Below are 24,782 nucleotides of genomic sequence, written 5' to 3'. Positions count from 1 at the left end.
AACCACTTTGCACCTAAAAAATTATGCCTAAAGACAATGGATATTCTTTTGGAACACCGAGAGAAATAGATGCTTTAAAAGCACTTGAAAAACGCTATATGGCAAAGGACAAGCTAAATAACGGCTTGTTTATAGAAGTGAAACCGACTGGAAGCAAAGTATGGTTATATCGCTACACATATAATGGAAAACAAGAGCGTTTAACGATTGGTCGTTACCCTGATATTTCTCTAAAAGATGCAAGAGCAAAGCGAGATGAAACAGCTTCATTAGTTGCCAAAGGTATATCGCCAAAATTAGAACAACAAAAAAATGAAAAGTATCAAGTCACCTTTAGACATTATGGCGAGCAATACATTAACGAGGTCGTTGCCAAAGATCGTGTGACAACTACAATCATGGAGCTATATTTAAACAATGATATATATCCAGTTATTGGAGATTTAGCATTTAATCAAATTACCATTGAACATATACGTTCTATTATTTGGAAGAAAAAAGATGAGGGCAAAGACCCTACAGCTTGGCAGATTCGCAGCCTACTTAGTCGAATGTTTGAGTATGCCATTACAAAAGGCTTAGCAGAGTACAATTTAGTCCTAGCGATTCAAGCAAAGCATGTCTATAAAGCAAAACCAAGAAATCGTCATTTATCTATTGCGGAAATACGAACTTTCTACACCACTCTTTTTGAAATGCCAAAAATTCAGGAAAGCTACAAACTGGGGTTACTCCTTTCCTTGCTTACACTACTCAGAAAATCAGAACTGACCAATGCGAAATGGGAACACATCGACTTTGAACAAAATACGTGGCTGGTCCCCAATCCAAAGTCAGACAACAACGGTTTAACAAGATCAATGGTTGTTTATTTGTCTGAGCAGATGATTGATATTTTAAAGAAGTTGCAGCAAATCAACAGTGAAAGTCCTTATATATTTGCAGGGCGGTTTAATCGTTCCCCTATTTCACATAACACGCTGAACAGCGCACAAGAAAAAGCCATGTTAAAAGCCAATGTAGAACATTTCACTATTCACGATCTAAGACGCACGGCAAGCACCATTTTAAATGAACAAGGTTTTAATGCTGATGTGATAGAGAAATGTTTAAACCATAAAGCGACAGGTGTACGTGCTGTTTATAACAAGGCTGAGTATGCAAATGAGCGTAAAAAGATGATGCAGAAATGGAGTGATTTTGTTTTTAGTGTAATTTATGAACAAAATTTAATCTTTTTCAATGAAGCAAAAGGGGCTTAATTGTATCTATTTGTAAAACTTTAATAATAACAGCGTTATTAAAATTATTCATTAATGAATAAAATGTTCAGTAAACTGAACAACTTATATAGAATTCTCTATATTATTTTAGCAATTAAGTCAAAAGCTTGAATAAATAATAGCATTTATTTTAGTTTGAAATATTAAAGGTTCAAATTTGAATAATAGCGTTATTTTGATGTCGATTTTTCTAGCAATCGCTCAACAATGGGAGTAGCCATTTAATAATTTTTACCGTAGAGTTACAGCATGTTCATTGAGTTGTAATAAATGCGAAAGCAATCAATGAGCAATAAAAAAGAGCTAAGAACGCCAATTCTTAACTCTTTTGGATGACATGAAAGAACGCCAATTCTTTCATGTCGATATTTTTAAACTATGTCCTACCAAGACACAAACCTAAAGGAACTTTAGAAATGTAAACAGCTTAAAAACGTCTTTTGTCGTATATACGATAGTTGAAACTATAGTAAACCTTTTATTCAAAGTAAACCTTTTGTTTACTATTGCTGATATTCATTAGTTCTTATTGAACTTATTGAATGGTAACTAATAACTATATCTATCTGATAAAACTTAGTTTAAAAGCTCAAACATTCCTACGTTCCTTTTTTGTGTCTAGGCATTTCCACTACTGGAGAATGTTTAGATGACTTTATCTAAATCGCAACAAACTGAAAATAATCGCTTGATTCGCCGTAAAGAAGTCCAAGAAAAAACAGGACTTGGAGCTTCATCCATCTATGCCATGATGAGAAGCGGTGATTTCCCCCAATGCTTAAACCTGTCAGAACGCCGTGTCGCTTGGATTGAATCAGATGTCGATTCATGGGTAGCAGATCGTATAGCCAAACATAAAGCCAACATTGTAACGATGGAGGCTTAAACATGAACCATCAAACCCAAGTTTTAAACCACCTCAAGCAAGGTAAAACCTTGAGCCAAGCCGAAGCAATCAATCTATTTAATTGCTATCGCCTGAGTGCTGTCATACAGCGTTTACGCCGTTCAGGTTGTGACATTGTGACCCACCAAGAGGCGAACTTAAACCGTGACGGCTACCACGCTCGTTATGAATTGATCGGGGAGTTTGTTGCATGAATCCATCTATTTTTAATTTTAATGAACACGGCGTTCGAGTTGCCTTTGATGAAAATGGACAGCCTTTATTTTGCTTGGCTGATGTTTGTAAGGCATTAGATATGCAAAGAGCAAACCCAAGCCGATTTAACTTAAATCCAAAGGGTACACATAGTTTGTGTACCCCTACCACAAGCGGAAATCAATTCATTACTTTTATCAGTGAAGAAAATCTTTACCGCATTGTTTTCCGATCTACCAAAAAAGAAGCATTAAATTTCCAAACTTGGGTATTTAAAGAGGTATTACCAAGCATTCGTAAGACTGGCAATTATTCAGTTACAGCACGACAAACCGCTTTTGATGAATTAAACCGCCTTTGCATACAAGAAAAAATATCCAAGGACAAAGGCTCATTTCATAGTCTTGGAATGCACCGCCGTAAACGTGAAAAGCACCAAAACGCTATCCGCATCGAAACATGCAAGGCAAATATTCAACTTAGTTTTGAGGGGGTTACACAATGAAAAATCATACACCCCCTAAAATTCAGGCAATAGATACGCTCAAATCTGAGTGCATCTATTTAGATATGAGCAAATTTGCTCACATTTATTCTGACAGTATTTTAAATCCTATGGGGGTATGCCCAAAACTGGATACACCCCTACAATATTTTGAGGCATATAACATGCTGTTTTCAAAGATTAATCTAAAATCGGCTTTACGCTTAAACCTGAAAAATAAATCACTTAATATTGCCAACATGCCCAAGTATGGTTATGCTGTAGACCTCTCAAAACTTACTAGCGTCACCCCACAGCGTCATTGTGGTTTTATTGTGCCTAAATTTTGCATAGGCTCTCAATCTATGCTCAAAATACAAGGTACAAGTGTTTCAGCTACACACACAAGGCTGCAATCCCTCTATGAGGGGATGACACGACAAAATAAGGTTTTGCCGAATATGTCGGGCGGTTCTAGTAAGCCGAGAGTGAATCCCCTCACCCTAATCTCTCAAATTAGCGTGATTCTCAACTCAAAATTACTAGGAGGCAATCATGCCTAATCAAAACAACACTACAAACACGCCTAAAACTTATAACGCTGGTGACATGCATGATTTAGCTTCAATGGCTGAGTGCGATATGGATTGGATGAGTACCGCCCTATCAAATGTGCAACTCAAAGTTAAACAAATTAAAAAAGATTTAATGGCTCGCTATCCAAATGCTGAATACCATTTTTCAGACCTAGAGAAAGTCTTAGAAATGTTTGTATATTTAGCAGAAGATCGTTGCCGTTATCATGAAAAAGAAGCTGAAAAATTCAGAGAAGAATACGAAGCAAATAAAAAGGCGGTGACACTATGAATATCACCACCTCCACCATCAAACCCGATTCGATTCTAGCAAATTGTACGTTGCTTAATCCATCGGATGACACATATTTAAACCATCCCATCATTGAACGCTTTGGCAGTCCATCACAGCCGATCTATGTTGATCAATGCAAGGTAGACATTAACGGCGTGACCTATGAACAGCCTTTGATTCTGCCGATCTATGACGCTCAATTGGAACTCGTACAATGCGCCGTATTGCAGAATGAACAACGTATTCAAGTCATACCTGATGGATTGGCAAAAGGCTTTGCTTGCTATGGTGAAATGCAGAAAGATAAACCTGTCATCATCACCCATAACTTAGAGGTATTTTTTAAACTTGCCTCCAGTATTGCCATTGGTTTTGAACCACCATTACAGCCGTTTTCCGTTGTATTGGTGATATTGCCTAACCTATGCAATATCAACCTAACAGAACTCAAAGCCTTTGATTTTGAGCAAATACAATATGTTATTCAGCAGTTATCTAAAGCAGGCTATCAACAGTTATACCTACCTGTTAGACCTGAACAGATACAGCTTGAAGCATTCCAAAACCTCGAGAGAAACACGTCTGTCCATTTGCTCAATCAATATATCAAGATTGGTGAAAGCGAGTTTTTTACTGAGTTGAATAAGGATAATGACGTTGAGGAAGTACAAGCATTTATAACTGAATCAATAGCTTTATTGCCTGAACTCGACCCATTACCTAAAGGACATTTAGCCAAGCCATTTCGTTATGGTGATGGTGTATTTCATCTTTTAGATAGTGGCTTGTACTACATTGAACAAACAAAGGATGATGAGTATAGACGCTATATTTCCAGTCCGATTCGAGTATTGGCACAAACAAGGGACACCACCAATAACGCATGGGGTCGATTGCTTGAATGGTACGATGCAGACGGTGTAAAACACACACAAGCCTTATCAATGGAACTATTCCAATCTGATGGCGTGGAACTTCGCAAGGCTTTGGCTTATCAAGGCGTTATCATTGCACCAGATGGCAGAGCAAGAAATTTATTGCAAAGTTATTTGATGAGCTACCCAACCCATGCAAGGGCGTTATGTGTTGATCGTGTTGGATGGCATGACAATGTTTTTGTGTTGCCCAATGAGCAGATCGGACAACATGAACATGACGATTTAATTGTCTATCAAACCACACAAGGCATTGATAGTAACTATCAGAGCAAAGGCAGTTTAGAACAATGGCAAAGTCATATTTCTATGCCACTTGCTGCTCATTCCAAATTAGTTGTGGCGTTGAGTTCGGCTTTTGCAGGGCAATTGCTGACCCCACTGGAACAGCAGACAGGTGCAGGCGTTCACTTCAAAGGGCAATCCTCTAAAGGCAAAACCACCGCTTTATATGTCGGTTGTAGTGTATGGGGCAAGCCTAGCCAATATTGCAAAACATGGAAATCAACAGGCAACGCTTTAGAACATACCGCATATATTCACAATGATGGTTTTTTGGCACTGGATGAGATTGGAGAAGTCGCCAACCCTAAAGAGTTGGGTAACATTGCCTACATGCTTGCCAATGGTAAAGGCAAAGCAAGGCTAACTAAGGAAATCAAAGCCAAGCCCTCTTATGCTTGGAAAGTCATTTTCCTATCTACAGGTGAAAAGAGCCTGAAAGAAATCATGCAAGAGAACGGACAAAAGACCAAACTAGGGCAAGAAATCCGTTTGATTGATATTGATATAGATCAGTCTGAATATGGTTTATTTGATCAGATCGACTTTGCCGAAGATGGTGCAAAACAATCTAGGGTATTGGTCGAGCGTTCTAATCAGTTCTACGGCGTTGCAGGCATGGCATGGCTGAAATACCTCACCCAAGACAAAGATAATGTCATGCAGCAGGCTAAGCAGCTATTGGAGCAATATCACCGTGAATTGGTAGCAGAACACAATCAAGGTCATATTGTCCGTGTTGCAAATGCCTTTGCCTTGATTGCTGTTGCAGGTGAACTTGCTACACAAGCAGGAATTACAGGATGGCAACCAGGTACAGCATTTAACGCCGTGAAAGACGTATTCAATGCTTGGGTCAATGAGTTTGAATATGTCGGGGACTACCAAACCAAAGAATATATTTTGCATGTTAAGGCATTCTTTGAGGCAAATGAATCAAGTCGTTTTGAATCTATCACCCCTGACCCTGACCAAATCGAAAAGATCATTAACCGTGTGGGTTACTGGAAGATCGAGAACGGCGAAAAGTTATTTCTTGTGTTGCCTGAACAGTTCAAAAATGAAGTGTGCAAAGGACATGACAGTCGAAAAGTGGCAAAGGCTTTATTGATTGAGAAGTTACTAGAGCATGATACTGGCAAGAATACAAAGACAGTCCGTCTACCCAGTCGAACTAAAGCGATTCGAGTTTACGCCGTAAAAGACGCTATTTTTAGTTGGGAATAGCAAAAACATAGGGCAACAAAGGCAACAAGGGCAACACCCTTATAAATAAAGGCTTTGAACCTGTTGCCCATATAAAATGGCAACAGGCAACAAAGGCAACACGTTAAGATATTCTTATGTTTAATTTCATTTTCACTGAAATGTTGCCCATGTTGCCCAAGTGAAAAAAAAGAGGCAACAGCCTGAAACCCTTTGACAGCAAGCATGTTGCCTATGTTGCCCACGTTGCCCCTTAAAAATAGACATTCCAAGAGAATTTAAGAGATTTAGAACAATGCCAAACGTAAACAAAGTTATTTTAATGGGCGTTTTAGGTCGTGACCCTGAAACAAAGAATTTCCCCAATGGTGGCAGTATTACCAATTTCAGCATAGCAACGACTGAGCAATGGAAAGACAAAACCACTGGAGAACGTAAAGAACACACCGAATGGCATCGAATCAGTACCAATAACCGATTGGCAGAGATTGCAGGCAAGTACCTTAAAAAAGGCAGTAAGGTTTATATTGAGGGCAGTTTAAGGACACGGAAATGGAAAGATCAAAGCGGTGTAGATCGGGAGATAGTCGAAGTTCGGGCGGATGTATTACAGTTGCTTTGATCTGCATTGAGCCTCTTAAATGAGGCTTTTTATTGAACTACTATTTTTTATGGCGTAACAGTGATTACATATTGAACTCATTATGACATAACAAAAACTATAACCGGGTAAAACTCACGGTGAGTAACGGTAGTCTTGAGTACAAAGTGAGCAAATCATATTTTTATAGGTAGTAGTGAAAAAAGGTATATCTATTTTCATATTTACCATATCGACATATAAGACACCTCATGTCGATTTTTTAGCTTTCTATCGACATACACAAGAAGCTCTTAAATATCTGCATGGTCATTTTAACCATTGAGGTTTAACTTGCTGAGATTCTAAATGTGACCAAGTGGATCTATTACTGAAATCATGATGATTGAAAGCTCGTTTTTTTTGACGACCTTAATAAGTTGAATACGATAGTCTGATGTAACGGCACACCTATCCGCATTTCAAATGCCAATGCGTCATCATTTCTTTTGACGATATTAATAAACTGCAAAACGCAAATTTGCGTTCACCTTAAAAATCATGAATGGATAGATTTTAAATGCTGCTTTATTCACCCTTAAAAGAGGTATTTGGCTTATCGTCAAAAGTGACAACAACCCAAAGGGTCGCATTTCAAATGCCACCCTCAAATTGAGGTTAAAACTTCCCTAATCCCTAAAATATTTTTTGAATGGTTGTTTATAGTTGTCATTGCCTACAGATCAAGGCGATTGAACTCGCCATTTTAAATGTGAAAAACATAATGAACCCGAACAAGTCACCAGTAGAATAAAATGCACTGGAGCGCATGAGGGATAGCATTCCAACCACTCATTTATTATTCATCAAGTCAAGACCCTCAATTTTTAATTTCGGGCGTATAAAAATATGTTTATAGGTGCGGTCATGTAGCTTTAAACCTCTAGATTTTTGGTTACCCCCTACGATTGCTTAAATCATCCGTAAATCCATCTTTTGTTTATTTAGTTGCAAGTTAGTTGCAAATTAAAATATAAAATAATAAGTTATTGTTTATAAATAAATAATAGTGATTAATTATTTTCTTTTTAAGAAAATCAACTAGTTTTTAAAATCTTAAAAAATGCCAAATCATCTGATTTGGCATTTTTATTGACTTCCATGTTTTTAATCAAAAAGCCAACCACTCGAAAGTGATTGGCTTTTAGTTATGGCATATTCAGTGAATCTATCAACTTAATTTTAATTTAGAAAAATCAAGTTGGCCATTTTCAGCACTAATCAAAATCGTATCACCCGCGCTAAAATCACCCGCCAAGATACGTTGTGCCAAAGTATTCTCGATCTGTTGTTGAATAGCTCTTTTTAAAGGACGCGCACCATACACAGGATCAAATCCTGCATCAATCAAGATATCGAATGCTTGATCATCCACAGTCAACCCAATATCACGTTCAGCTAAACGAGAACGTAAACGATCCAACTGAATATCGGCAATGCCACGAATTTGTGATTTTTTCAACGAATGGAAAACCACAAGCTCGTCAATACGGTTGATGAATTCAGGGCGGAAATGTTGTGAAACTGCTCCCATCACGACCGCACGAACTTCTTCATCCGTTGCACCATCACCCAACTCACGTACATCGCTTGAACCTAAGTTTGAAGTCATCACAATCACGGTATTTTTAAAGTCAATTAAACGACCTTGTGAATCCGTTAAACGACCGTCATCCAACACTTGTAGAAGTATGTTGAATACATCAGGATGTGCTTTTTCAACTTCGTCAAACAACACAATGCTATAAGGTTTACGACGTACAGCCTCAGTTAGCACACCACCTTCTTCATAACCCACGTAGCCTGGAGGCGCACCAACCAAACGGCTCACCGAATGTTTTTCCATAAACTCTGACATATCGATACGAATAATTGCATCATCACTATCAAACAGGAAATTACCCAATGCTTTAGTCAATTCAGTTTTACCAACACCTGTTGGCCCAAGGAATAAGAATGAACCACTTGGACGGTTCGGATCGGACAAGCCTGCACGTGAACGACGCACAGCATTGGATACGGCTACGACTGCCTCATCCTGACCCACCACACGGTTATGTAAGAATTCTTCCATATGAAGCAATTTCTCGCGTTCACCTTGCAGCATTTTCGATACAGGAATACCCGTTGCAGCACTGACCACTTCAGCAATTTCGTTTTCAGTAACTTTGGTACGGATCAGTTTCGGTTCTTCATTGACTTCCGCAACTTCTTCTTCATTCAAGCGTTTTTGTAACTCAGGAATCACACCATATTGCAAACGACTTGCTTCTGCCAAGTCACCTTCACGTTGTGCTTTTTCAAAGGCTGTACGGGCTTTATCAAGTTCAATCTGAGCTTGATTTGTACCATCGATTAAGCGTTTTTCCGCAATCCACACTTCTTCCAAATCGCTATATTCTTTCTGAACTTCAGCAATTTGTTTTTCAAGATGTTCAACTTCAGCTTTGCTGACAGAATCAGCATCTTTTTTCACTGCTTCCAACTGCATTTTGAGTTGAATTAATCGACGATCTAAACGGTCAAGTGGCTCAGGTTTTGAGTCAATTTCCATTTTAATACGTGATGCAGCTTCATCAATCAGGTCAATGGCTTTATCGGGCAATTGACGGTCTGTGATATAGCGATGCGACATTTTCGCCGCAGCAATAATGGCTGAGTCAAGAATTTGCACACCATGATGGGTTGCATACTTGTCTTTAAGACCACGAAGAATCGCAATGGTATCTTCAACACTCGGTTCATCGACCAATACTTTTTGGAAACGACGCTCTAAAGCTGCATCTTTTTCAATGAATTGACGATATTCATCTAATGTTGTTGCACCAACACAGCGTAACTCACCACGTGCCAATGCAGGTTTCAACATATTACCTGCATCCATTGCACCATCACCCTTACCTGCACCAACAAGTGTATGTAACTCGTCAATAAATAGGATGATTTCACCATCGTATTTAGCAAGGTCTTTTAACACTGCTTTTAGGCGTTCTTCAAACTCACCACGATATTTCGCACCTGCAAGTAAAGAACCTAAATCAAGTGATAAAACACGTTTACCTTTCAAGCTTTCAGGCACTTCCCCATTGACAATACGTTGTGCCAAACCTTCTACAATCGCGGTTTTACCTACACCAGGTTCACCGATCAATACAGGGTTATTCTTGGTACGGCGTGACAATACTTGAATGGTACGACGAATTTCTTCATCACGACCAATCACTGGGTCTAACTTGCCTGACAATGCGCGTTCAGTCAGGTCAATGGTGTATTTATTTAACGAATCACGTTGATCTTCATGGTTATTTGCCATAACTTGTTCGCCACCTCGAATATTTTCAATTGCTTTGCGTAGCTTGTCAGTTGTTACACCTACGCTTGTTAATAATGTTTTGGTTGCGCCTGTTTCAGCGAGTGCCAATATCACCCAATCGGTAGACAGGAATTCATCCCCAGCTTTTTGCGCAAAACTATCTGCTAAATTCAGCGCACGTACCGCTTCAGGGTTCAGGTTTATATCACCTGTAGGTGTTCCAATTTTGGGTGCATCATTGAGTGCTTGTTGTAGTTTATTTTTAAGTTCAGGTAAATTTGCACCTGATTGTTGCAATAAACTGAGATTAGAAGGTTCTTCTAATAACGCTGAAAGAATGTGAATTCCTTCAATGGCTGTATGGTCTTTGCCCATCGCTAAAGATTGTGCATCTGATAACGCTTGCTGTAGGCGGTTTGTAAATTTTTCAAAACGCATTCTTGTTATTCCTCACAACAAATTTTGTACTTGAATATTAAATGGGAACGCTTTTTTAGATTTCAACACCAATTTTAAATTATTTAATATATTTTTCAAAAGCTTACTAAAACACTCAAGATAAATTTCAGTACTAATATGCGCCCTGAATGTTTCTTTTTCAAGTCAACTGTTTAGAAAAATATAAGGGCTAATTTAAAATATTTGTATTTGCATGATAATGTTTTAAAGTAAGCTGAAATGAGAATTTTTAGAATAAAAACAATGTTGATTTTTGGTAAAAGATGAATGCATATAGCAATTTCACAACGATTTTAAAATAGGATAAATTATGGGCGAACAGACACAACATATAACTATCGCTTTATTTAGCAATGAGAGCCATATTTCTAAATTTATCAATATATTAGTAAATACCTATCAAATTAAAATTTTAGAAAAAAAGTTTTATGCCAACGCAAGACCGTATAGGTTATATTTCATTAATGAATACCCTCATTTCTACTCTGAAGAATTCATTAAGAAATATCAAAATTATATTTATGATTTTGAACATTCAAACAGCTTAGGATATCCTTACGAAAATTTAGCGGATTCCGCGATCTCACTCACTATCAATTAGAGGTTGAGTTTTACGAATATTTTAGATTTCTTATTGATGAAAATGCCCCCATAGAAATTTTAAAAAATAAGATAAATAAACAAACTTTAATGCAATTTGATATATTTTTTTATTTTGATATTTTTTTAAATAAATATGTTCTATTTCAGGTCATTACGAGTGACATATATAATTTACTAAGAAGTTATTTTTTTTATATAAACGACAGAAAAAACTATCTACTTTATGCAAAAGAATTTATGCAATCAAATAACGGCTTGATTAGCGAAGAATGTGAAGATTTATATCAAAAAAATTTTTACTACTATGAAAAATTAATGGTTCAGACATTAAATCCATCAGTATTTATTGATTTAATAAAATACTCAGATTGTTTTAGTTTTGATGAAGATACAATATTAAACCTAAACTACTATTTCTTAGGGAAACACAATCTAAAATTAAAAAATGATTTTCACTGGAATAGAATAAACAAATTATATTTGAATTTTGATAATTAAATATAAATCAAATTTCACTCTTAATATTTCATATATGATTAAAAATCAATCACATATGTAAAAGTAGAGTGTTCCAATGCCACAATTGACATTGGAATTTTTAATGCAAACTAAACTTTCGATTTGGTTGCTGAACTTTGCGATACCGCACTATTGGCAGGCACACTTTGTGTAATCCATACATTCCCACCAATAATTGCCCCTTGACCAATGGTAATACGCCCTAAAATCGTCGCACCTGCGTAAATCACCACATTATCTTCAACGATTGGATGACGTGCATATTCTTTCTGCAAACGACCATCACCGTCCACTTCAAAACGTTTTGCACCTAAAGTCACTGCCTGATAAATACGGACATTTTTACCAATAATGCAGGTTTCACCAATCACGACACCTGTTCCATGATCAATAAAGAAACCTTGATCGACTTGTGCACCAGGATGGATATCAATCCCTGTTTTAGAATGCGCAATTTCAGCAATTAATCGTGCTAATAAAGATAAATCTTTTTTATAAAACTCATGGGCGATACGGTGGTAAATGATCGCTAAAACACCCGGATAGCACAGTAAAACTTCATCAACACTGCGTGCAGCAGGATCCCCCTCATAAGCAGCGATAACATCTGTATCTAAAATACGGCGTAACTCAGGCAATTTCTGTGCAAACTCAGTCACTAAACGTTGTGCAAGAATATCTGCAGCCTCAACATCTTGCTGCTGCTTTTTATATTTATAATCATAGCTTAGATTTAATTTCACCTGTTCTCGTAAAGCATACAACGTTTTTTCTAGTGTATGTGCGATATAAAAATTTTCACTTTGTTGGCGTAAGTCATGTGGTCCTAAACGCATAGGAAATAAAATTCCACATAGATCATTCATGATTTTTTTGATTTCTTCTTTTGAGGGTAATTCTCTCCCACCAAAATCTTTAAGACTTTTCTGTTTTGTACGCCATTCATTACGTGCTTGCTGTAATGCTGTGACAATATCTTGGATGTTCCATTGAGTCATGGGCTTACCTGCATGAGATTTCTTTTTTCATTATATGAATAAAGTGCTGTCAACAACATTCCTTATTCAATTGTTGTAGATAATCTTATTTTATTTGCCAAGTTTTAGATAAACATTGTTGATATATTCATATCTGAATTTTGTATTTAACACTAAATAACACTAGAGCATTGTATTAATTGCTTACAATCTATCATCACGGGATTTAGAATAATCGATAAACTCTTCTTTTTTAAAAATAAGAATAAGTAATTCAATTTTTATTCATTTTCAGAATATAAAAAATCATTATATTTAATATCAACTTCTCTAATAAATTATTTCAAATGCTGGAAAGCTTCGCTTTAAAGCGACTTTTCCTAGCATTAAATTTAGGTACATGACATGAACGGCATAACTCAAATTGACATCCCAACTTTGAATGATCATAACATTCAACAAATCTTCGCTGATGCCAAGCAACGTGTTGAAGATCATTATCTAGAATTTACAGGGACAGTGTTACCACATGAAGCATGGGCTTTATTTCAAGCTGGACATGCAGTGATTGTGGATGTACGTACCAATGAAGAACGTAAATTTGTGGGCTATGTTGAAGATACCATACATATTCCTTGGGCAACAGGCACTGCGCTAAATCGTAATCCTCGATTTGCGAAAGAACTCGAAAATAAGGTTGGCAAGGACAAAATCATTCTTCTACTGTGCCGAAGTGGTAAACGTTCAGCTGCTGCTGCAAATGTGGCATTTAATGCAGGTTTTGAAAATATTTATAATATTGAACAAGGTTTTGAAGGTGATCTCGATGAAAACAATCATCGTGGTGTTTTCAATGGTTGGCGTTTCCACAATCTGCCTTGGCGACAAGAATAAATTTGGGATATAGGAATAAAACAAAGCTTTATTCCTTATATCTAAAGTATTTTTTATGAAATATTAAGATTGATTAAATTTAAAGCATAAATACAATCAATTTAATCCAATAAAAAACCAAAAATGAAAATTTAACATACTCATTAAATTATTGGAGAAGATAAAAAAGTAACACCTTTTCAAACAGCAATAAATAACGAATTAAATACAACCAAGGATTTATACATGGCTAAGAACCAAGAAGTGGCACGCCAAGCGCTGAACGATCAGGCAGCTCGTCAACTTGCCAATGCAACAAAAACCGTTCCTCAACTCTCGACCATCACACCACGTTGGTTAACACATTTATTACAATGGACGCCTGTTGAAGCAGGTATCTACCGTGTCAACAAAGTCAGCAATACCGATGATATTCAAGTGGCTTGTACACAACGTGATGAAGCAACTTTGCCACAAACTTTTGTCGATTATGAAGTAAATCCTCGTGAATATTTTCTAAATGGCGTTTCAACTGTTCTAGATATCCATACCCGTGTTTCCGACTTATATAGCAGTCCGCATGATCAAATTAAAGAACAATTACGCTTAACCATTGAAACCATTAAAGAGCGTCAAGAAAGTGAACTGATCAATAACCCTGAATACGGTTTATTGGCAAGTGTTGCAGACGAGCAACGTATTTCTACATTGACAGGCGCACCGACACCTGACGACTTGGATGATTTGTTACGTAAAGTATGGAAAGAACCAGGGTTCTTCCTTGCTCATCCTGATGCAATTGCTGCATTTGGTCGTGAATGTACACGTCGTGGTGTTCCGCCTCCTACAGTTAGCCTATTTGGTTCGCAATTTATTACTTGGCGTGGTATTCCTCTTATTCCATCGAACAAGATCCCAGTTGAAGATGGTAAAACCAAAATTATCCTGCTTCGTGTAGGTGAAAAACGTCAAGGTGTAGTCGGTCTATTCCAACCAGGGCTTGCAGGTGAACAAGCACCAGGCTTATCTGTACGCTTCATGGGAATCAACCGTAATGCCATCGCATCTTACTTAATCTCATTGTACTGTTCTCTTGCGGTACTTACAGATGATGCGCTTGCTGTACTTGAAGATGTGGAGGTAGACAAATACCATGACTATCCAACAACTTACAAGTAATCAACCCACAGTAGATATTTCTTCGGGTACACCTGATGCACCGATCAGTGAATCTATAATTGCACAGTTGGCTGCTGAGTTTTTCACTGCATTACCAAAGCAAAACCCACAAGGTTTTAACTTTGATTTGCCAAGCCACCAACCACAGCCCAAAGATCCTATTGCAGCACTTTCAGGTCGAGTGCCTGCTGTCGTTCAACAAACCAGTTTAAATCCTGCTTCGACGCAGCATTTTGTTGAACCTACGGCTGACCATCCTGAGCGTAGAATCTTGTCTTCTGCTCCCGTGATTGGTGGTGCAAATACGCCTGACCCTTTGGCAGCAACACATGGTCTTGATTTGTCTTTTGCGTCTACAGCATTAACAAACTCAGTGCCACAGCAAGCTACACCAGCAAATGTACCTGCTGCGACACCAAGCCCTGCTCAACCAAACAGTGCATCGTCAAATTACTACTTTTTGGATTTACCTCAACCTGAGGCTGTGAATCCGCAAACTGTAAATAGCAATGCGAGTCAAGTTGATGTATTGAAAAATCCGTATGCTTTTGACAATTTTCATGTGACTGATGACCATCAATTACATGGTGTTTTGCAAGATCGTAATGACAAACCTGCTACAGCAGCATCTGGTTATTATTTTCTACAATCTCCAACAATTGAAACGGCTCGTCCACATTCAGATTTGCAAATCCCAACGACAGCACAAAACTATCAACCGATTGATATTTTGCAAATTCGTAAAGATTTTCCAATCTTGCAAGAACGCGTCAATGGTAAGCAATTGGTTTGGCTAGACAATGCTGCTACAACGCATAAGCCAAAAGCCGTGATTGATCGAATTTCATATTTTTATGAGCATGAAAACTCGAACATTCACCGTGCTGCACATGAACTTGCAGCTCGCGCCAGTGATGCTTACGAACATGCGCGTGATGTAGTTGCTCGATTTATTGGTGCACCTGCTGCAAAGAATATCGTCTTTGTGCGTGGTACAACTGAAGGCATTAATTTAATTGCTAAATCATGGGGCAAGCAAAATATTCAAGCGGGTGATGAAATTATTGTCTCTCATCTTGAACACCATGCAAATATTGTCCCTTGGTATCAATTAACCAAAGAAACAGGCGCTAAACTGCGTGTGATTCCTGTTGATGATACAGGTCAAATTCAGATTGAGGAGTTTGTAAAACTGCTTAATCCAAGAACTAAACTTGTTTCAATCACTCAGGTTTCCAATGCCTTAGGTACTGTAACACCAACTCAAGAAATCATTGCCCTTGCACATGCTGCGGGTGTACGTGTTTTGATTGATGGTGCACAGTCTGTTTCGCATATGCCGACTAATGTTTCTGCACTAGATGCTGACTTCTTTGTGTTCTCTGGACATAAAGTCTTTGGCCCTACTGGGATCGGCGCGGTCTATGCCAAATCTGAATTACTCGACACCATGCCTGTTTGGGAAGGTGGCGGTAATATGATTCAAGACGTGACTTTTGAAAATGTGATTTACCAACCTGCGCCAAATAAATTTGAAGCAGGAACAGGAAATATTGCTGACGCAGTCGGTCTTGGTGCAGCGCTCGAATATGTTGAAAGCATTGGTATCCATAATATTGCACGTTATGAACATGACTTGCTTGAATATGGTCAACATGCCCTACAAAGCGTTTCAGGTTTGCGTTTAATTGGAACAGCACTCAACAAAGCCAGCGTGATGTCATTTACTTTGGCAGGTTATGAAACTGAAGAAGTGGGTAAAATTCTTAACCAATATGGAATCGCAGTTCGTACAGGGCACCACTGTGCTCAACCGATCTTGCGCCGTTTTGGTGTAGAACGCACGGTACGCCCTTCTTTGGCGTTTTATAACACCACTGAAGAAATTGATTTATTGGTTTCGGTATTGCATCAACTGAGACGAGCAAAACCCTACAAATCTTAATTATTTTATCTATAGATAACCGTCACATGCTTAATTGATTAGGCATGTGATTTATTTCTTATCATACAAATTTGTTTCTAACCGCTATTTTTTGCAGCTTTTCTCACTACAAAAAATGCTTAGGCTATTTAATAGTAACAATCAAGTGCTTGAGTTTACACTTTCAAAAGTTACACTTGATAAGAATTTATCACACTTTAAAAGCTTATGTTTTCAATCAAAAAAACCTTTATTCTCTGCGGATTACTAACAAGCACGCAACTTTTTGCTCTACCGCAAGACTCACGCCGTGCAGGTGGAATTGCAGTGATCCCGCTTTCACAAAATATTTCCGAAGTAAAATATAAAGACCAACCGATTTTAATCACGCAACCCAATGCCCAACGTTATGCAATTTTTGGGATTCCTCTTTCTACCCCTGTAGGCTCACTAGAACTACAAACCAATGCTCAACCCATTCAAATTGAAATTCAGCCTTATAAATATGCTGAACAACGACTTTCTGTAAAAAATCAGGATTATGTAAACCCACAACAAGAACAACTTGATCGATACGTAGTAGAAGCCAAAGAACAAAATGACATTTATACCTCTTTCAGTCCTGCACAATTTTCTGATTTTCCAAATTTTATACGTCCAACTGCTGGAAAGTTTAGTAACTCTTTTGGACGTAAACGTTTCTTTAATGGTGAAGAACGCGCACCACACTCAGGTTTAGACATTCCTGCCCCTGTCGGACAGAAAGTAGTTGCTCCAGCAGCTGGTGTTGTCGTAGGGGTAGGTGATTATTTCTTCAATGGTAAAACTGTTTTAGTTGATCATGGGCAAGGCTTAATCAGTATGTTTTGCCACTTAAGTAAAGTTAATGTTGCAAAAGGACAGAAATTAACGCAAGGAGAAGTTTTAGGCTTAGTCGGCAAAACAGGCCGTGTAACAGGTCCACATCTACATTGGGGAATGAGTTTAAATAATGCTCGAGTTGATCCACAATTATTTTTATATCAATAAAATTTAAGTGATTTGCTTATATTTAAGTGAAAATTGAAAAATAGAAACATTTTGTAATAATTTTTATTGATCTTTTTTCAATTTAAATAAATTTAGTGATTTTCATCAATTTTTTAAAATTAAATGTTGACTGATATACTCGGCATTCGACTTAAATACGATCAAAATCACATAAAAAAAGCCAAAAAACATTTTTTTGGCTTCATTTTTGCTTTCTATTCTGCTGCTAGGATTTCAAAATCATGGCTGATCTCAACACCACCGTCTGATAACATTTTACTTGCAGAACAGTACTTTTCAGCAGAAAGTTCAACAGCTTTAGCTACTTGTTTTTCTTTTACATCTCGTCCCGTCACGACAAAATGTAAATGAATTTTAGTAAAGACGGCAGGGATTGTATCTGCTCGCTCAGCTTTAAGCTGACATACAACACCTGTCACATCTTGGCGAGATTTCTTTAATATTGTCACAATATCAAAAGAAGCACACCCACCAAGTCCCATTAATATCAGCTCCATGGGACGTGGTCCACGGTTTTCTCCACCATATTCAGCAGAACCATCCATGACAACTTGGTGCCCACTTTCCGATTTTGCTTCGAAAGCAACATTCTCTAACCAATGTACGCTAGTTTGCATTGCAACTACCTAAAAAAAGCTATAAATTTATAGTGTACGGTACACTAGCATAAAATGAGTTGATAAGGAATTTCATCTCTTTCGCTTCTACGTGACGAGTTCAATTTAGATTTATGATCTAGTTATTATCCAATTTGGAATTTTTAGCATGTCTTCTAATTTAGCACAACTAAGTACAGACGCTTTGTCACCAGGACAACTGCCTGAATCTGTCAAAGCATTACTCAAGCGTGCTCACATCAATCGCTTCCCGAAACGTACCACTATTGTTGATGCGGGTTCAGAGTCAAAATCACTGTATTTAATTTTAAAGGGATCAGTATCAATCATTTTACGTGAAGATGATGATCGTGAAATTGTGGTTGCATATCTCAATCCAGGCGATTTCTTCGGGGAAATGGGGTTGTTTGAACAAAACCCACAACGTACAGCAGAAGTAAGAACACGTGATGTTTGTGAAATTGCTGAAATTTCTTATGAGAATTTTCATGACATCAGCAAACAATATCCTGACTTAAGCTATGCTGTTTTCGCACAATTGGTCAGACGTTTAAAAAATACGACGCGCAAAGTAACAGACTTGGCATTTATTGATGTGTCGGGTCGTATTGCACGTTGTTTGATTGATCTTTCATCACAACCTGAAGCCATGATTTTACCAAATGGCCGTCAAATCCGCATTACTCGTCAGGAAATTGGACGTATTGTGGGTTGTTCTCGTGAAATGGTGGGTCGTGTTCTGAAAACACTTGAAGAACAAGGCATGATCGAAACAGATGGTAAAGCAATTTTAATTTTTGATGTATCTTTAGAAGAATCTTCGTATTCTGACGACGATGAACAAGATGACGAATAATTCGTTTTAAATCTCTAAAAAGCAAATCTTCGGATTTGCTTTTTTGTTTAGTCATCCTTTAGAAATCATTATACACAATTCAGAAATCAAAATAATTTACACAGGCTATGATGTTTAAGCGCAATATATTGAATAACATCAGTTCAACCAAAACATTTAAGGACAATCTCAATGAAATTTAATCCACTGGGTCAATCCGGTATTCTCGTTCCAGAAATTTGCTTAGGGACCATGACCTTTGGTGAGCAAAATAATCAAGTACAAGCTTTTGAACAACTCAACTATGCTTTAGATCAAGGGTTATATTTTTGGGATACTGCGGAAATGTATCCCGTACCGCCTAAACCTGAAACACAAGGTGCAACCGAACAAATCATTGGCAATTGGATTGCACAAAATGGGCAACGAGACAAATTATTCCTTGCATCTAAAATAGCAGGACCACAACAAGGTGGCAGCCATATTCGAGATGGGCAGACTAAGTTTATTGAAAGTGAGATTTCATCAGCTATAGATGGCTCTTTAAAGCGCTTACAGACCGATTATATAGATTTGTATCAGTTACATTGGCCACAGCGCCCAACTAACTTTTTTGGCAAACTCGGCTATAGTAACCACGAAGCACAGCAAAACCAAGAGATTACCCCTCTTGAACACACCTTAGAAGCATTATCGAAAGAAGTTGAAAAAGGTCGTATTCGCCATATTGGTTTATCCAATGAAACCCCGTGGGGAACGTTGAAATTTTTACACTTAGCTGAAAAATTAGGCTTAGAAAAAGTCGTTAGTGTACAAAATCCATATAACTTACTCAATCGTAGTTATGAAGTTGGCATGGCCGAAATTGCACATTATGAAGGTGTTGGATTATTAGCATATTCACCGTTAGCTTTTGGTTATTTGACAGGAAAATTCCGTCATGGGGCACGCCCTGCTGATGCCCGTATCACGCTATTTAGTCGTTTTAGCCGCTATAGCAATCCTGAAAGTGAATGGGCAATCGAACAATATGCTTTATTAGCAGAAAAGCACAATTTGAGCTTAACGCAACTTGCTTTAGCGTATATTCAACAGCAATTTTTTGTGACCAGTACCATTATTGGGGCGACCAATTTAACGCAGCTCAAAGAAAATATTGCTGCTTTTGATGTGACATTGTCAGATGAAGTTTTACAAGGTATTGAAGATATTCATCGTCAACAACCAAATCCCGCACCTTAATCGATTAGATTGATATTGCGCTTCTTTTGCATTCATTGGAAGCAAATAAAAAAAGACTTCCTCGGAAGTCTTTTTGCTAATTTCAAGGAAGATTTTATCTTAGCGCCCTAAAATGCCACGTGCGACAATTTCTTTCATAATTTCATTGGTTCCGCCATAAATACGCTGAATACGCGCATCGACAAAGAAACGTGAAATTGGATATTCAGTCATATAGCCATAACCACCAAAGAGTTGCAGTAAATTATCAGCAACTTTCATTTGCATGTCTGAGCTAAAACTTTTCAATGCAGCCGCAGTTTCTACATCCAGTTTCTTTTCTTTATATAGCGCTAAGTTTTGGTTATAAAATGCTGCTGTTGCCAATTCATCAATCTTCGCTTGTGCTAACACAAAACGTGTATTTTGGAAGCTACCAATTTTTTGACCAAATGCTTGGCGTTCTTGCACATATTGCGTAGTCACATCAATTGCACCACGAATCGCACCCAAAGCCGTTGCAGCAATCGCTGTACGCTCACGTGGTAACTCTTGCATCAAATAGGCAAAACCTTGCCCTGCATTCCCTAACAGTTGATTGGCTGGCACTTTGACATTGTCAAAGAACAGTTCAGAGGTATCTTGTGAATGTAAACCAATCTTGTCTAAGTTCGTCCCCTTTTTAAAGCCTTCTAAATGCGTATCGACCAATAACAACGAAACACCTTTAGCACGTGCTTGAGGATCCGTTTTTGCAGCTAAGACCACTAAGTCTGCATGCTGACCATTAGAAATGAACGTTTTTGAACCATTTAGCACATAATGATCGCCATTTAATATCGCAGATGAGCGCATACCTTGTAAGTCTGAACCTGCACCTGGTTCAGTCATCCCAATCGCACCAACGACATCACCTGCTACCATTTTAGGTAACCAATATTGTTTTTGTTCTTCATTTGCAATGTTTAAAATATACGGTGCTGCGATTTCTGAGTGACATGAAATCGCTGTAGAAAGTGCACCATAGCCTGCGCGTGCTGACTCTTCAACCAACATTAAAGAATATTCAGTTGGGACACCATAACCGCCATATTCTTCTGGTACATCCACACAGAGAAAGCCGTTGTCACCCAATAATTTCCACATCGAACGTGGCATTAAACCGTCTTTTTCCCATTGTTCATAATGAGGTGCAACGTGTTCATTCATAAAGCGTTTGAAATTATCTTTAAAGAGTTCTAAGTCTGCATCGTATGCCAACATCTGCGATTTTCCTTTTGGGCTTATTCTTGGGTAATTGTCTTGTTTATCTTATCTGAGTTTTAATTTTAATGTCATGACTTTTCATGACGAGAGCATCAGGTTAATTCGGTCAATAGTCAAAGTATAACTGTATAAAATTAAGACATTTTGAGTCTAAGTTATTTATCAGTAAAACTAACCAATCGCTTTAAATTTTATATTCTGAAAAAGATGCATTCACTGCAAAAAATGATATAAAAAAACCGCAATACAATGACACTCATCATATTGCGGTTGGATACATTTCACCGAGACGGGTTTCACCCCAATATCAAGATTTAAGCATGCTTTTGAGTTGTATCTTCAAGCATTTGCTTATCTAATTCTTCAGGATGGTTCAATGCATAATTCAACTTGTCTTGGTCCAAGTGACCTACCCATTTTGCAACGACAATCGTTGCCAAAGAGTTCCCCACAAGATTGGTCAAAGCACGTGCTTCTGACATAAAACGGTCAATTCCGAGGATCAATGCCAAACCTGCAACAGGAATATGTCCTACCGCAGATAAAGTCGCTGCCATAACAATAAAGCCAGAACCTGTTACCCCTGCTGCACCTTTCGATGAAATCAATAACACCACAAGTAAAGTAATCTGATGGGATAAATCAAGCTGTGTATTGGTCGCTTGCGCAATAAAAATAGCAGCCATGGTCAAGTAAATCGAAGTACCATCTAAGTTAAATGAATACCCTGTTGGAATCACCAAACCAACAACCGATTTTTCACATCCTGCGATTTCCAATTTTTTCAACATTCGTGGTAAAACCGACTCTGAAGATGATGTACCCAGTACAATCAATAATTCTTCACGAATCATACGAATCATTTTTAAGATGCTAAAACCACAAACACGGCTGATTGTACCTAGCACAATAAAGATAAATAACAAACAAGTGAGATAGAAACAAATGATCAACTGAGCAAGTTGTGCAAGACTACCAATCCCATATTTACCAATGGTGAATGCCATTGCACCAAAAGCACCAATTGGTGCAAGTTTCATGATCATATTCACAATGTTAAAAAACACATGTGCAATTTGATCAACCAACTTCAATACAGGTTTGCCTGCATCGCCCAATTTATGTAAAGCAAATCCAAATAAGATTGCAAAAAGTAAAACTTGTAAAATTTCACCTTCGGCAAATGCCCCAACCACTGTATTTGGAATAATATTCATCAAGAAATCAACAGTTGACTGGGATGCACCCGACTCAACGTATTTAGAAATACCTGATGTATCCAATGATGCAGGATCAATATTCATGCCTACACCCGGTTTTGCAATATTGATGACCAACAAACCAATCAATAAGGCAATAGTGGAGACAATTTCAAAATATAATAAAGCAATACCACCTGTCTTACCGACAGATTTCATACTTTCCATACCTGCGATACCACTGACCACCGTACAGAAAATAACAGGTGCAATAATCATCTTAATCAGACGAATAAACGCATCTCCCAGTGGTTTTAATTGCTCACCAATACCTGGAATATGTTTTTCAACACCATTGACCAATTGTGTGGTACTTGGGAAATAATGCCCCACAAGCACACCTGCAATAATGGCAACAATCACTTGGAAATAAAGTGACTTATACAAAGGTTTTTTAGCCATAATGATAACTTCTTTCGATATTTCTAATAACAGAAATATTTTATTTGTAGTGATCCTGAAAAGAAACACAGCCAAGTCGTTCTCATTCAACTCGATAAAGACTGATTTTTAAAAATAGAAATCTCCCTAGAAAATAGCATTTTCTAGAAAATTCATATCCTTAAAAAATTTTAATGCGCCTTAATTAAGACTTAAAAGCAATAAAAAAATACTTTTAAATTTTAAGAGAACAGGAGATTTAAAAATAAAACTTTTTAAGTTTAATAAAAAATCATGATCTAGACGCAAAAAAAATGTAAAAATCGAATACTTATTAATCATATCTACATTAGACCTTAGTATTAGACACATGTCTTTGCTGCCTTTCTATACTTTTTATGTCATAGTATTTTGTAGATATTTCTAACTTTTTATCAGTCATTTATGAATACAAAACGTAATTTATATCAAGATTTTGAACATCCATTTGCGCAATATATCCGTATTATTGGAAAGGGTAAAAATGGTGCACGTTCCTTGACCTATGAAGAAGCCTATCAAGCTTTTTCGATGATTCTAAAAAATGAAGTTTTGGATGTGCAACTTGGCGCTTTTTTGATGCTGCTACGAGTCAAAGAAGAATCTGTTGATGAACTCGTAGGATTTGTGCAAGCCACTAAAGACCAATTAACCTTCAGCCCCCTAGACGTCGATTTGGATTGGTCATCCTATGCTGGTAAACGTAAACATTTTCCCTGGTTTTTACTCGCAGCACTCACCTTAGCAAAACATGGCTATAAAGTCGTGATGCATGGTGCTTCGGGACATACGATTAACCGAATCTATACCGAACAAGTTCTTGAATACTTAGGTTATCCAATTTGCCAAAATGAAAATGACGTTGCACAACAGTTAGCAACGCATCATTTTGCCTTTCTGCCTTTACATGTCATCTCACCCATTTTAAGTGATCTCATTGGTTTAAGAAATGTGATGGGGCTACGTTCACCTATTCATACATTGGCACGTTTGATTAATCCTTTTCATGCCAAAGCAACCATGCAAGCCATTTTTCACCCTGCATATCGTAGCTCACATCAACAGTCTGCTTTCAAATTAGGTTATCAAAATAGTGCTGTAATCAAAGGTGAAGGTGGCGAATTTGAACGTAATCCTGATGCCAAAACCCTAATTTGTGGAATTAAACATGGTGAACTGTATGAGCATGAATTACCAAAGCTCACCGACAACCGTAGCCCCGCCGAAGAAGAATTAGATTTAGAGATTTTTAAAGCGGTATGGTTAGGTCAACAAAAACATGAATATGGCGAAGTTGCCGTTGTTGAAACTATGGGGATTGCACTCTATACCATGGGTGTAGTGAATGACTACAATGAGGCAATGTTAAAAGCTCAAGTGCTATGGAATAGTCGTTTTTAACTGTTTTAGTTGCTCGGTCAACCTTATCGCAGACAGGGCACAAATACAAAAAAGGACGAATATC

Annotated in this window: 21 protein-coding genes and 1 pseudogene; 17 read left to right on the top strand and 5 right to left on the bottom strand. The window is 37.6% G+C overall.

What is annotated here, in order from left to right:
- The first annotated feature begins 23 nt into the window (after window positions 1-23).
- The 8 genes and pseudogenes from HX129_RS01960 to ssb all read left to right on the top strand — a co-directional run.
- Complete coding sequence (locus HX129_RS01960; RefSeq protein WP_286435965.1) at window positions 24-1,262, top strand: tyrosine-type recombinase/integrase; 1,239 nt, start codon at window positions 24-26, stop codon at window positions 1,260-1,262.
- Between the two features lie 670 nt (window positions 1,263-1,932).
- Window positions 1,933-2,169, top strand: a complete 237-nt coding sequence (locus tag HX129_RS01955) for a helix-turn-helix transcriptional regulator (protein ID WP_180046921.1) — start codon at window positions 1,933-1,935, stop codon at window positions 2,167-2,169.
- A 2-nt stretch (window positions 2,170-2,171) separates the two neighbouring features.
- Window positions 2,172-2,384 carry a helix-turn-helix domain-containing protein gene (locus tag HX129_RS01950; protein WP_286435964.1) on the top strand — a complete coding sequence of 71 codons (213 nt, stop codon included), beginning with the start codon at window positions 2,172-2,174 and terminating at the stop codon, window positions 2,382-2,384.
- Window positions 2,381-2,890 carry a BRO-N domain-containing protein gene (locus HX129_RS01945; RefSeq protein WP_286435963.1) on the top strand — a complete coding sequence of 170 codons (510 nt, stop codon included), beginning with the start codon at window positions 2,381-2,383 and terminating at the stop codon, window positions 2,888-2,890. Before HX129_RS01950 ends, HX129_RS01945 begins: the two co-directional genes overlap by 4 nt.
- A 239-nt stretch (window positions 2,891-3,129) precedes the next feature.
- On the top strand, window positions 3,130-3,432 hold the full coding sequence (locus HX129_RS01940; RefSeq protein WP_286435970.1) for a hypothetical protein: 303 nt from the start codon (window positions 3,130-3,132) through the stop codon (window positions 3,430-3,432).
- Window positions 3,425-3,736, top strand: coding sequence for a hypothetical protein (locus HX129_RS01935; RefSeq protein ID WP_286435962.1), 312 nt, complete (start codon window positions 3,425-3,427; stop codon window positions 3,734-3,736). Before HX129_RS01940 ends, HX129_RS01935 begins: the two co-directional genes overlap by 8 nt.
- Window positions 3,733-6,183 (top strand): DUF927 domain-containing protein, encoded by a 2,451-nt coding sequence (locus HX129_RS01930; protein ID WP_286435961.1) that lies wholly within the window; start codon window positions 3,733-3,735, stop codon window positions 6,181-6,183. The genes HX129_RS01935 and HX129_RS01930 overlap by 4 nt, the downstream gene beginning before the upstream one ends.
- Window positions 6,184-6,457: 274 nt before the next feature.
- A pseudogene (gene ssb / locus HX129_RS01925) lies at window positions 6,458-6,781 on the top strand (single-stranded DNA-binding protein); the annotation flags it as partial.
- 1,192 nt (window positions 6,782-7,973) lie between these two features.
- Here ssb and clpB read toward each other — a convergent pair.
- Window positions 7,974-10,553 (bottom strand): ATP-dependent chaperone ClpB, encoded by a 2,580-nt coding sequence (gene clpB, locus HX129_RS01920; RefSeq protein WP_286433332.1) that lies wholly within the window; start codon window positions 10,551-10,553, stop codon window positions 7,974-7,976.
- Between the two features lie 331 nt (window positions 10,554-10,884).
- Here clpB and HX129_RS01915 point away from each other — a divergent pair, with 331 nt between their 5' ends.
- Window positions 10,885-11,175 (top strand): hypothetical protein, encoded by a 291-nt coding sequence (locus tag HX129_RS01915; protein WP_286433334.1) that lies wholly within the window; start codon window positions 10,885-10,887, stop codon window positions 11,173-11,175.
- Window positions 11,176-11,414: 239 nt separating this feature from the next.
- Entirely contained in the window at window positions 11,415-11,675 is a 261-nt protein-coding gene (locus HX129_RS01910; protein ID WP_130072686.1) for a hypothetical protein, read from the top strand.
- A 110-nt stretch (window positions 11,676-11,785) separates the two neighbouring features.
- Here the strand turns inward: HX129_RS01910 and epsC are convergent, their stop codons facing one another.
- A complete protein-coding gene (gene epsC / locus HX129_RS01905; protein ID WP_286433338.1) occupies window positions 11,786-12,694 on the bottom strand; it encodes a serine O-acetyltransferase EpsC in 909 nt (302 codons plus the stop codon).
- Window positions 12,695-13,078: 384 nt separating this feature from the next.
- On the opposite strand from epsC, the gene HX129_RS01900 reads away from it, so the two are divergent.
- From HX129_RS01900 to HX129_RS01885, 4 genes are all read left to right on the top strand, one after another.
- Window positions 13,079-13,567, top strand: coding sequence for a rhodanese-like domain-containing protein (locus HX129_RS01900; protein ID WP_286433341.1), 489 nt, complete (start codon window positions 13,079-13,081; stop codon window positions 13,565-13,567).
- A gap of 225 nt (window positions 13,568-13,792) precedes the next feature.
- Entirely contained in the window at window positions 13,793-14,725 is a 933-nt protein-coding gene (locus HX129_RS01895) for a family 2A encapsulin nanocompartment shell protein (protein WP_180044731.1), read from the top strand.
- Entirely contained in the window at window positions 14,700-16,670 is a 1,971-nt protein-coding gene (locus HX129_RS01890) for a family 2A encapsulin nanocompartment cargo protein cysteine desulfurase (protein WP_286435960.1), read from the top strand. Before HX129_RS01895 ends, HX129_RS01890 begins: the two co-directional genes overlap by 26 nt.
- 207 nt (window positions 16,671-16,877) lie before the next feature.
- Window positions 16,878-17,678: a peptidoglycan DD-metalloendopeptidase family protein gene (locus tag HX129_RS01885; protein ID WP_180044733.1), complete on the top strand. Its 801-nt coding sequence runs from the start codon at window positions 16,878-16,880 to the stop codon at window positions 17,676-17,678.
- 215 nt (window positions 17,679-17,893) lie between these two features.
- Here the strand turns inward: HX129_RS01885 and HX129_RS01880 are convergent, their stop codons facing one another.
- The gene (locus tag HX129_RS01880; RefSeq protein ID WP_130072698.1) at window positions 17,894-18,316 is read right to left on the bottom strand and encodes an OsmC family protein; all 423 of its coding nucleotides are present in this window, start codon (window positions 18,314-18,316) and stop codon (window positions 17,894-17,896) included.
- Between the two features lie 148 nt (window positions 18,317-18,464).
- On the opposite strand from HX129_RS01880, the gene crp reads away from it, so the two are divergent.
- Together crp and HX129_RS01870 are read left to right on the top strand one after the other, a co-directional pair.
- Window positions 18,465-19,172: a cAMP-activated global transcriptional regulator CRP gene (crp, locus tag HX129_RS01875; protein ID WP_130072700.1), complete on the top strand. Its 708-nt coding sequence runs from the start codon at window positions 18,465-18,467 to the stop codon at window positions 19,170-19,172.
- Between the two features lie 171 nt (window positions 19,173-19,343).
- Window positions 19,344-20,393 carry an NADP(H)-dependent aldo-keto reductase gene (locus tag HX129_RS01870; protein ID WP_130072702.1) on the top strand — a complete coding sequence of 350 codons (1,050 nt, stop codon included), beginning with the start codon at window positions 19,344-19,346 and terminating at the stop codon, window positions 20,391-20,393.
- Between the two features lie 99 nt (window positions 20,394-20,492).
- On the opposite strand, the gene HX129_RS01865 is transcribed toward HX129_RS01870, so the two are convergent.
- Together HX129_RS01865 and HX129_RS01860 are read right to left on the bottom strand one after the other, a co-directional pair.
- A complete protein-coding gene (locus HX129_RS01865; RefSeq protein ID WP_130072704.1) occupies window positions 20,493-21,635 on the bottom strand; it encodes an acyl-CoA dehydrogenase family protein in 1,143 nt (380 codons plus the stop codon).
- A 317-nt stretch (window positions 21,636-21,952) separates the two neighbouring features.
- Window positions 21,953-23,299, bottom strand: a complete 1,347-nt coding sequence (locus tag HX129_RS01860; RefSeq protein ID WP_130072706.1) for a dicarboxylate/amino acid:cation symporter — start codon at window positions 23,297-23,299, stop codon at window positions 21,953-21,955.
- A 423-nt stretch (window positions 23,300-23,722) separates the two neighbouring features.
- On the opposite strand from HX129_RS01860, the gene HX129_RS01855 reads away from it, so the two are divergent.
- Window positions 23,723-24,718 (top strand): glycosyl transferase family protein, encoded by a 996-nt coding sequence (locus HX129_RS01855; RefSeq protein ID WP_286433353.1) that lies wholly within the window; start codon window positions 23,723-23,725, stop codon window positions 24,716-24,718.
- Window positions 24,719-24,782: the final 64 nt, after the last annotated feature.

The sequence above is a fragment of the Acinetobacter sp. 251-1 genome, assembly GCF_030329305.1.
Taxonomy (GTDB): domain Bacteria; phylum Pseudomonadota; class Gammaproteobacteria; order Pseudomonadales; family Moraxellaceae; genus Acinetobacter; species Acinetobacter piscicola_A.
This window is presented reverse-complemented; position numbering and strand designations above follow the sequence as displayed.

Bases quoted from the DNA above. Each gene is read 5' to 3' on its own strand.
- HX129_RS01955 (WP_180046921.1), top strand. From the start codon at position 1,933: ATGACTTTATCTAAATCGCAACAAACTGAAAATAATCGCTTGATTCGC.
- HX129_RS01935 (WP_286435962.1), top strand. From the start codon at position 3,425: ATGCCTAATCAAAACAACACTACAAACACGCCTAAAACTTATAACGCT.
- HX129_RS01860 (WP_130072706.1), bottom strand. From the start codon at position 23,299: ATGGCTAAAAAACCTTTGTATAAGTCACTTTATTTCCAAGTGATTGTT.
- HX129_RS01930 (WP_286435961.1), top strand. From the start codon at position 3,733: ATGAATATCACCACCTCCACCATCAAACCCGATTCGATTCTAGCAAAT.
- HX129_RS01960 (WP_286435965.1), top strand. From the start codon at position 24: ATGCCTAAAGACAATGGATATTCTTTTGGAACACCGAGAGAAATAGAT.
- HX129_RS01915 (WP_286433334.1), top strand. From the start codon at position 10,885: ATGGGCGAACAGACACAACATATAACTATCGCTTTATTTAGCAATGAG.
- HX129_RS01900 (WP_286433341.1), top strand. From the start codon at position 13,079: ATGAACGGCATAACTCAAATTGACATCCCAACTTTGAATGATCATAAC.
- HX129_RS01870 (WP_130072702.1), top strand. From the start codon at position 19,344: ATGAAATTTAATCCACTGGGTCAATCCGGTATTCTCGTTCCAGAAATT.
- epsC (WP_286433338.1), bottom strand. From the start codon at position 12,694: ATGACTCAATGGAACATCCAAGATATTGTCACAGCATTACAGCAAGCA.
- HX129_RS01910 (WP_130072686.1), top strand. From the start codon at position 11,415: ATGCAATCAAATAACGGCTTGATTAGCGAAGAATGTGAAGATTTATAT.
- HX129_RS01855 (WP_286433353.1), top strand. From the start codon at position 23,723: ATGAATACAAAACGTAATTTATATCAAGATTTTGAACATCCATTTGCG.
- HX129_RS01945 (WP_286435963.1), top strand. From the start codon at position 2,381: ATGAATCCATCTATTTTTAATTTTAATGAACACGGCGTTCGAGTTGCC.
- crp (WP_130072700.1), top strand. From the start codon at position 18,465: ATGTCTTCTAATTTAGCACAACTAAGTACAGACGCTTTGTCACCAGGA.
- HX129_RS01880 (WP_130072698.1), bottom strand. From the start codon at position 18,316: ATGCAAACTAGCGTACATTGGTTAGAGAATGTTGCTTTCGAAGCAAAA.
- HX129_RS01950 (WP_286435964.1), top strand. From the start codon at position 2,172: ATGAACCATCAAACCCAAGTTTTAAACCACCTCAAGCAAGGTAAAACC.
- HX129_RS01865 (WP_130072704.1), bottom strand. From the start codon at position 21,635: ATGTTGGCATACGATGCAGACTTAGAACTCTTTAAAGATAATTTCAAA.
- clpB (WP_286433332.1), bottom strand. From the start codon at position 10,553: ATGCGTTTTGAAAAATTTACAAACCGCCTACAGCAAGCGTTATCAGAT.
- HX129_RS01890 (WP_286435960.1), top strand. From the start codon at position 14,700: ATGACTATCCAACAACTTACAAGTAATCAACCCACAGTAGATATTTCT.
- HX129_RS01895 (WP_180044731.1), top strand. From the start codon at position 13,793: ATGGCTAAGAACCAAGAAGTGGCACGCCAAGCGCTGAACGATCAGGCA.
- HX129_RS01940 (WP_286435970.1), top strand. From the start codon at position 3,130: ATGCCCAAGTATGGTTATGCTGTAGACCTCTCAAAACTTACTAGCGTC.
- HX129_RS01885 (WP_180044733.1), top strand. From the start codon at position 16,878: ATGTTTTCAATCAAAAAAACCTTTATTCTCTGCGGATTACTAACAAGC.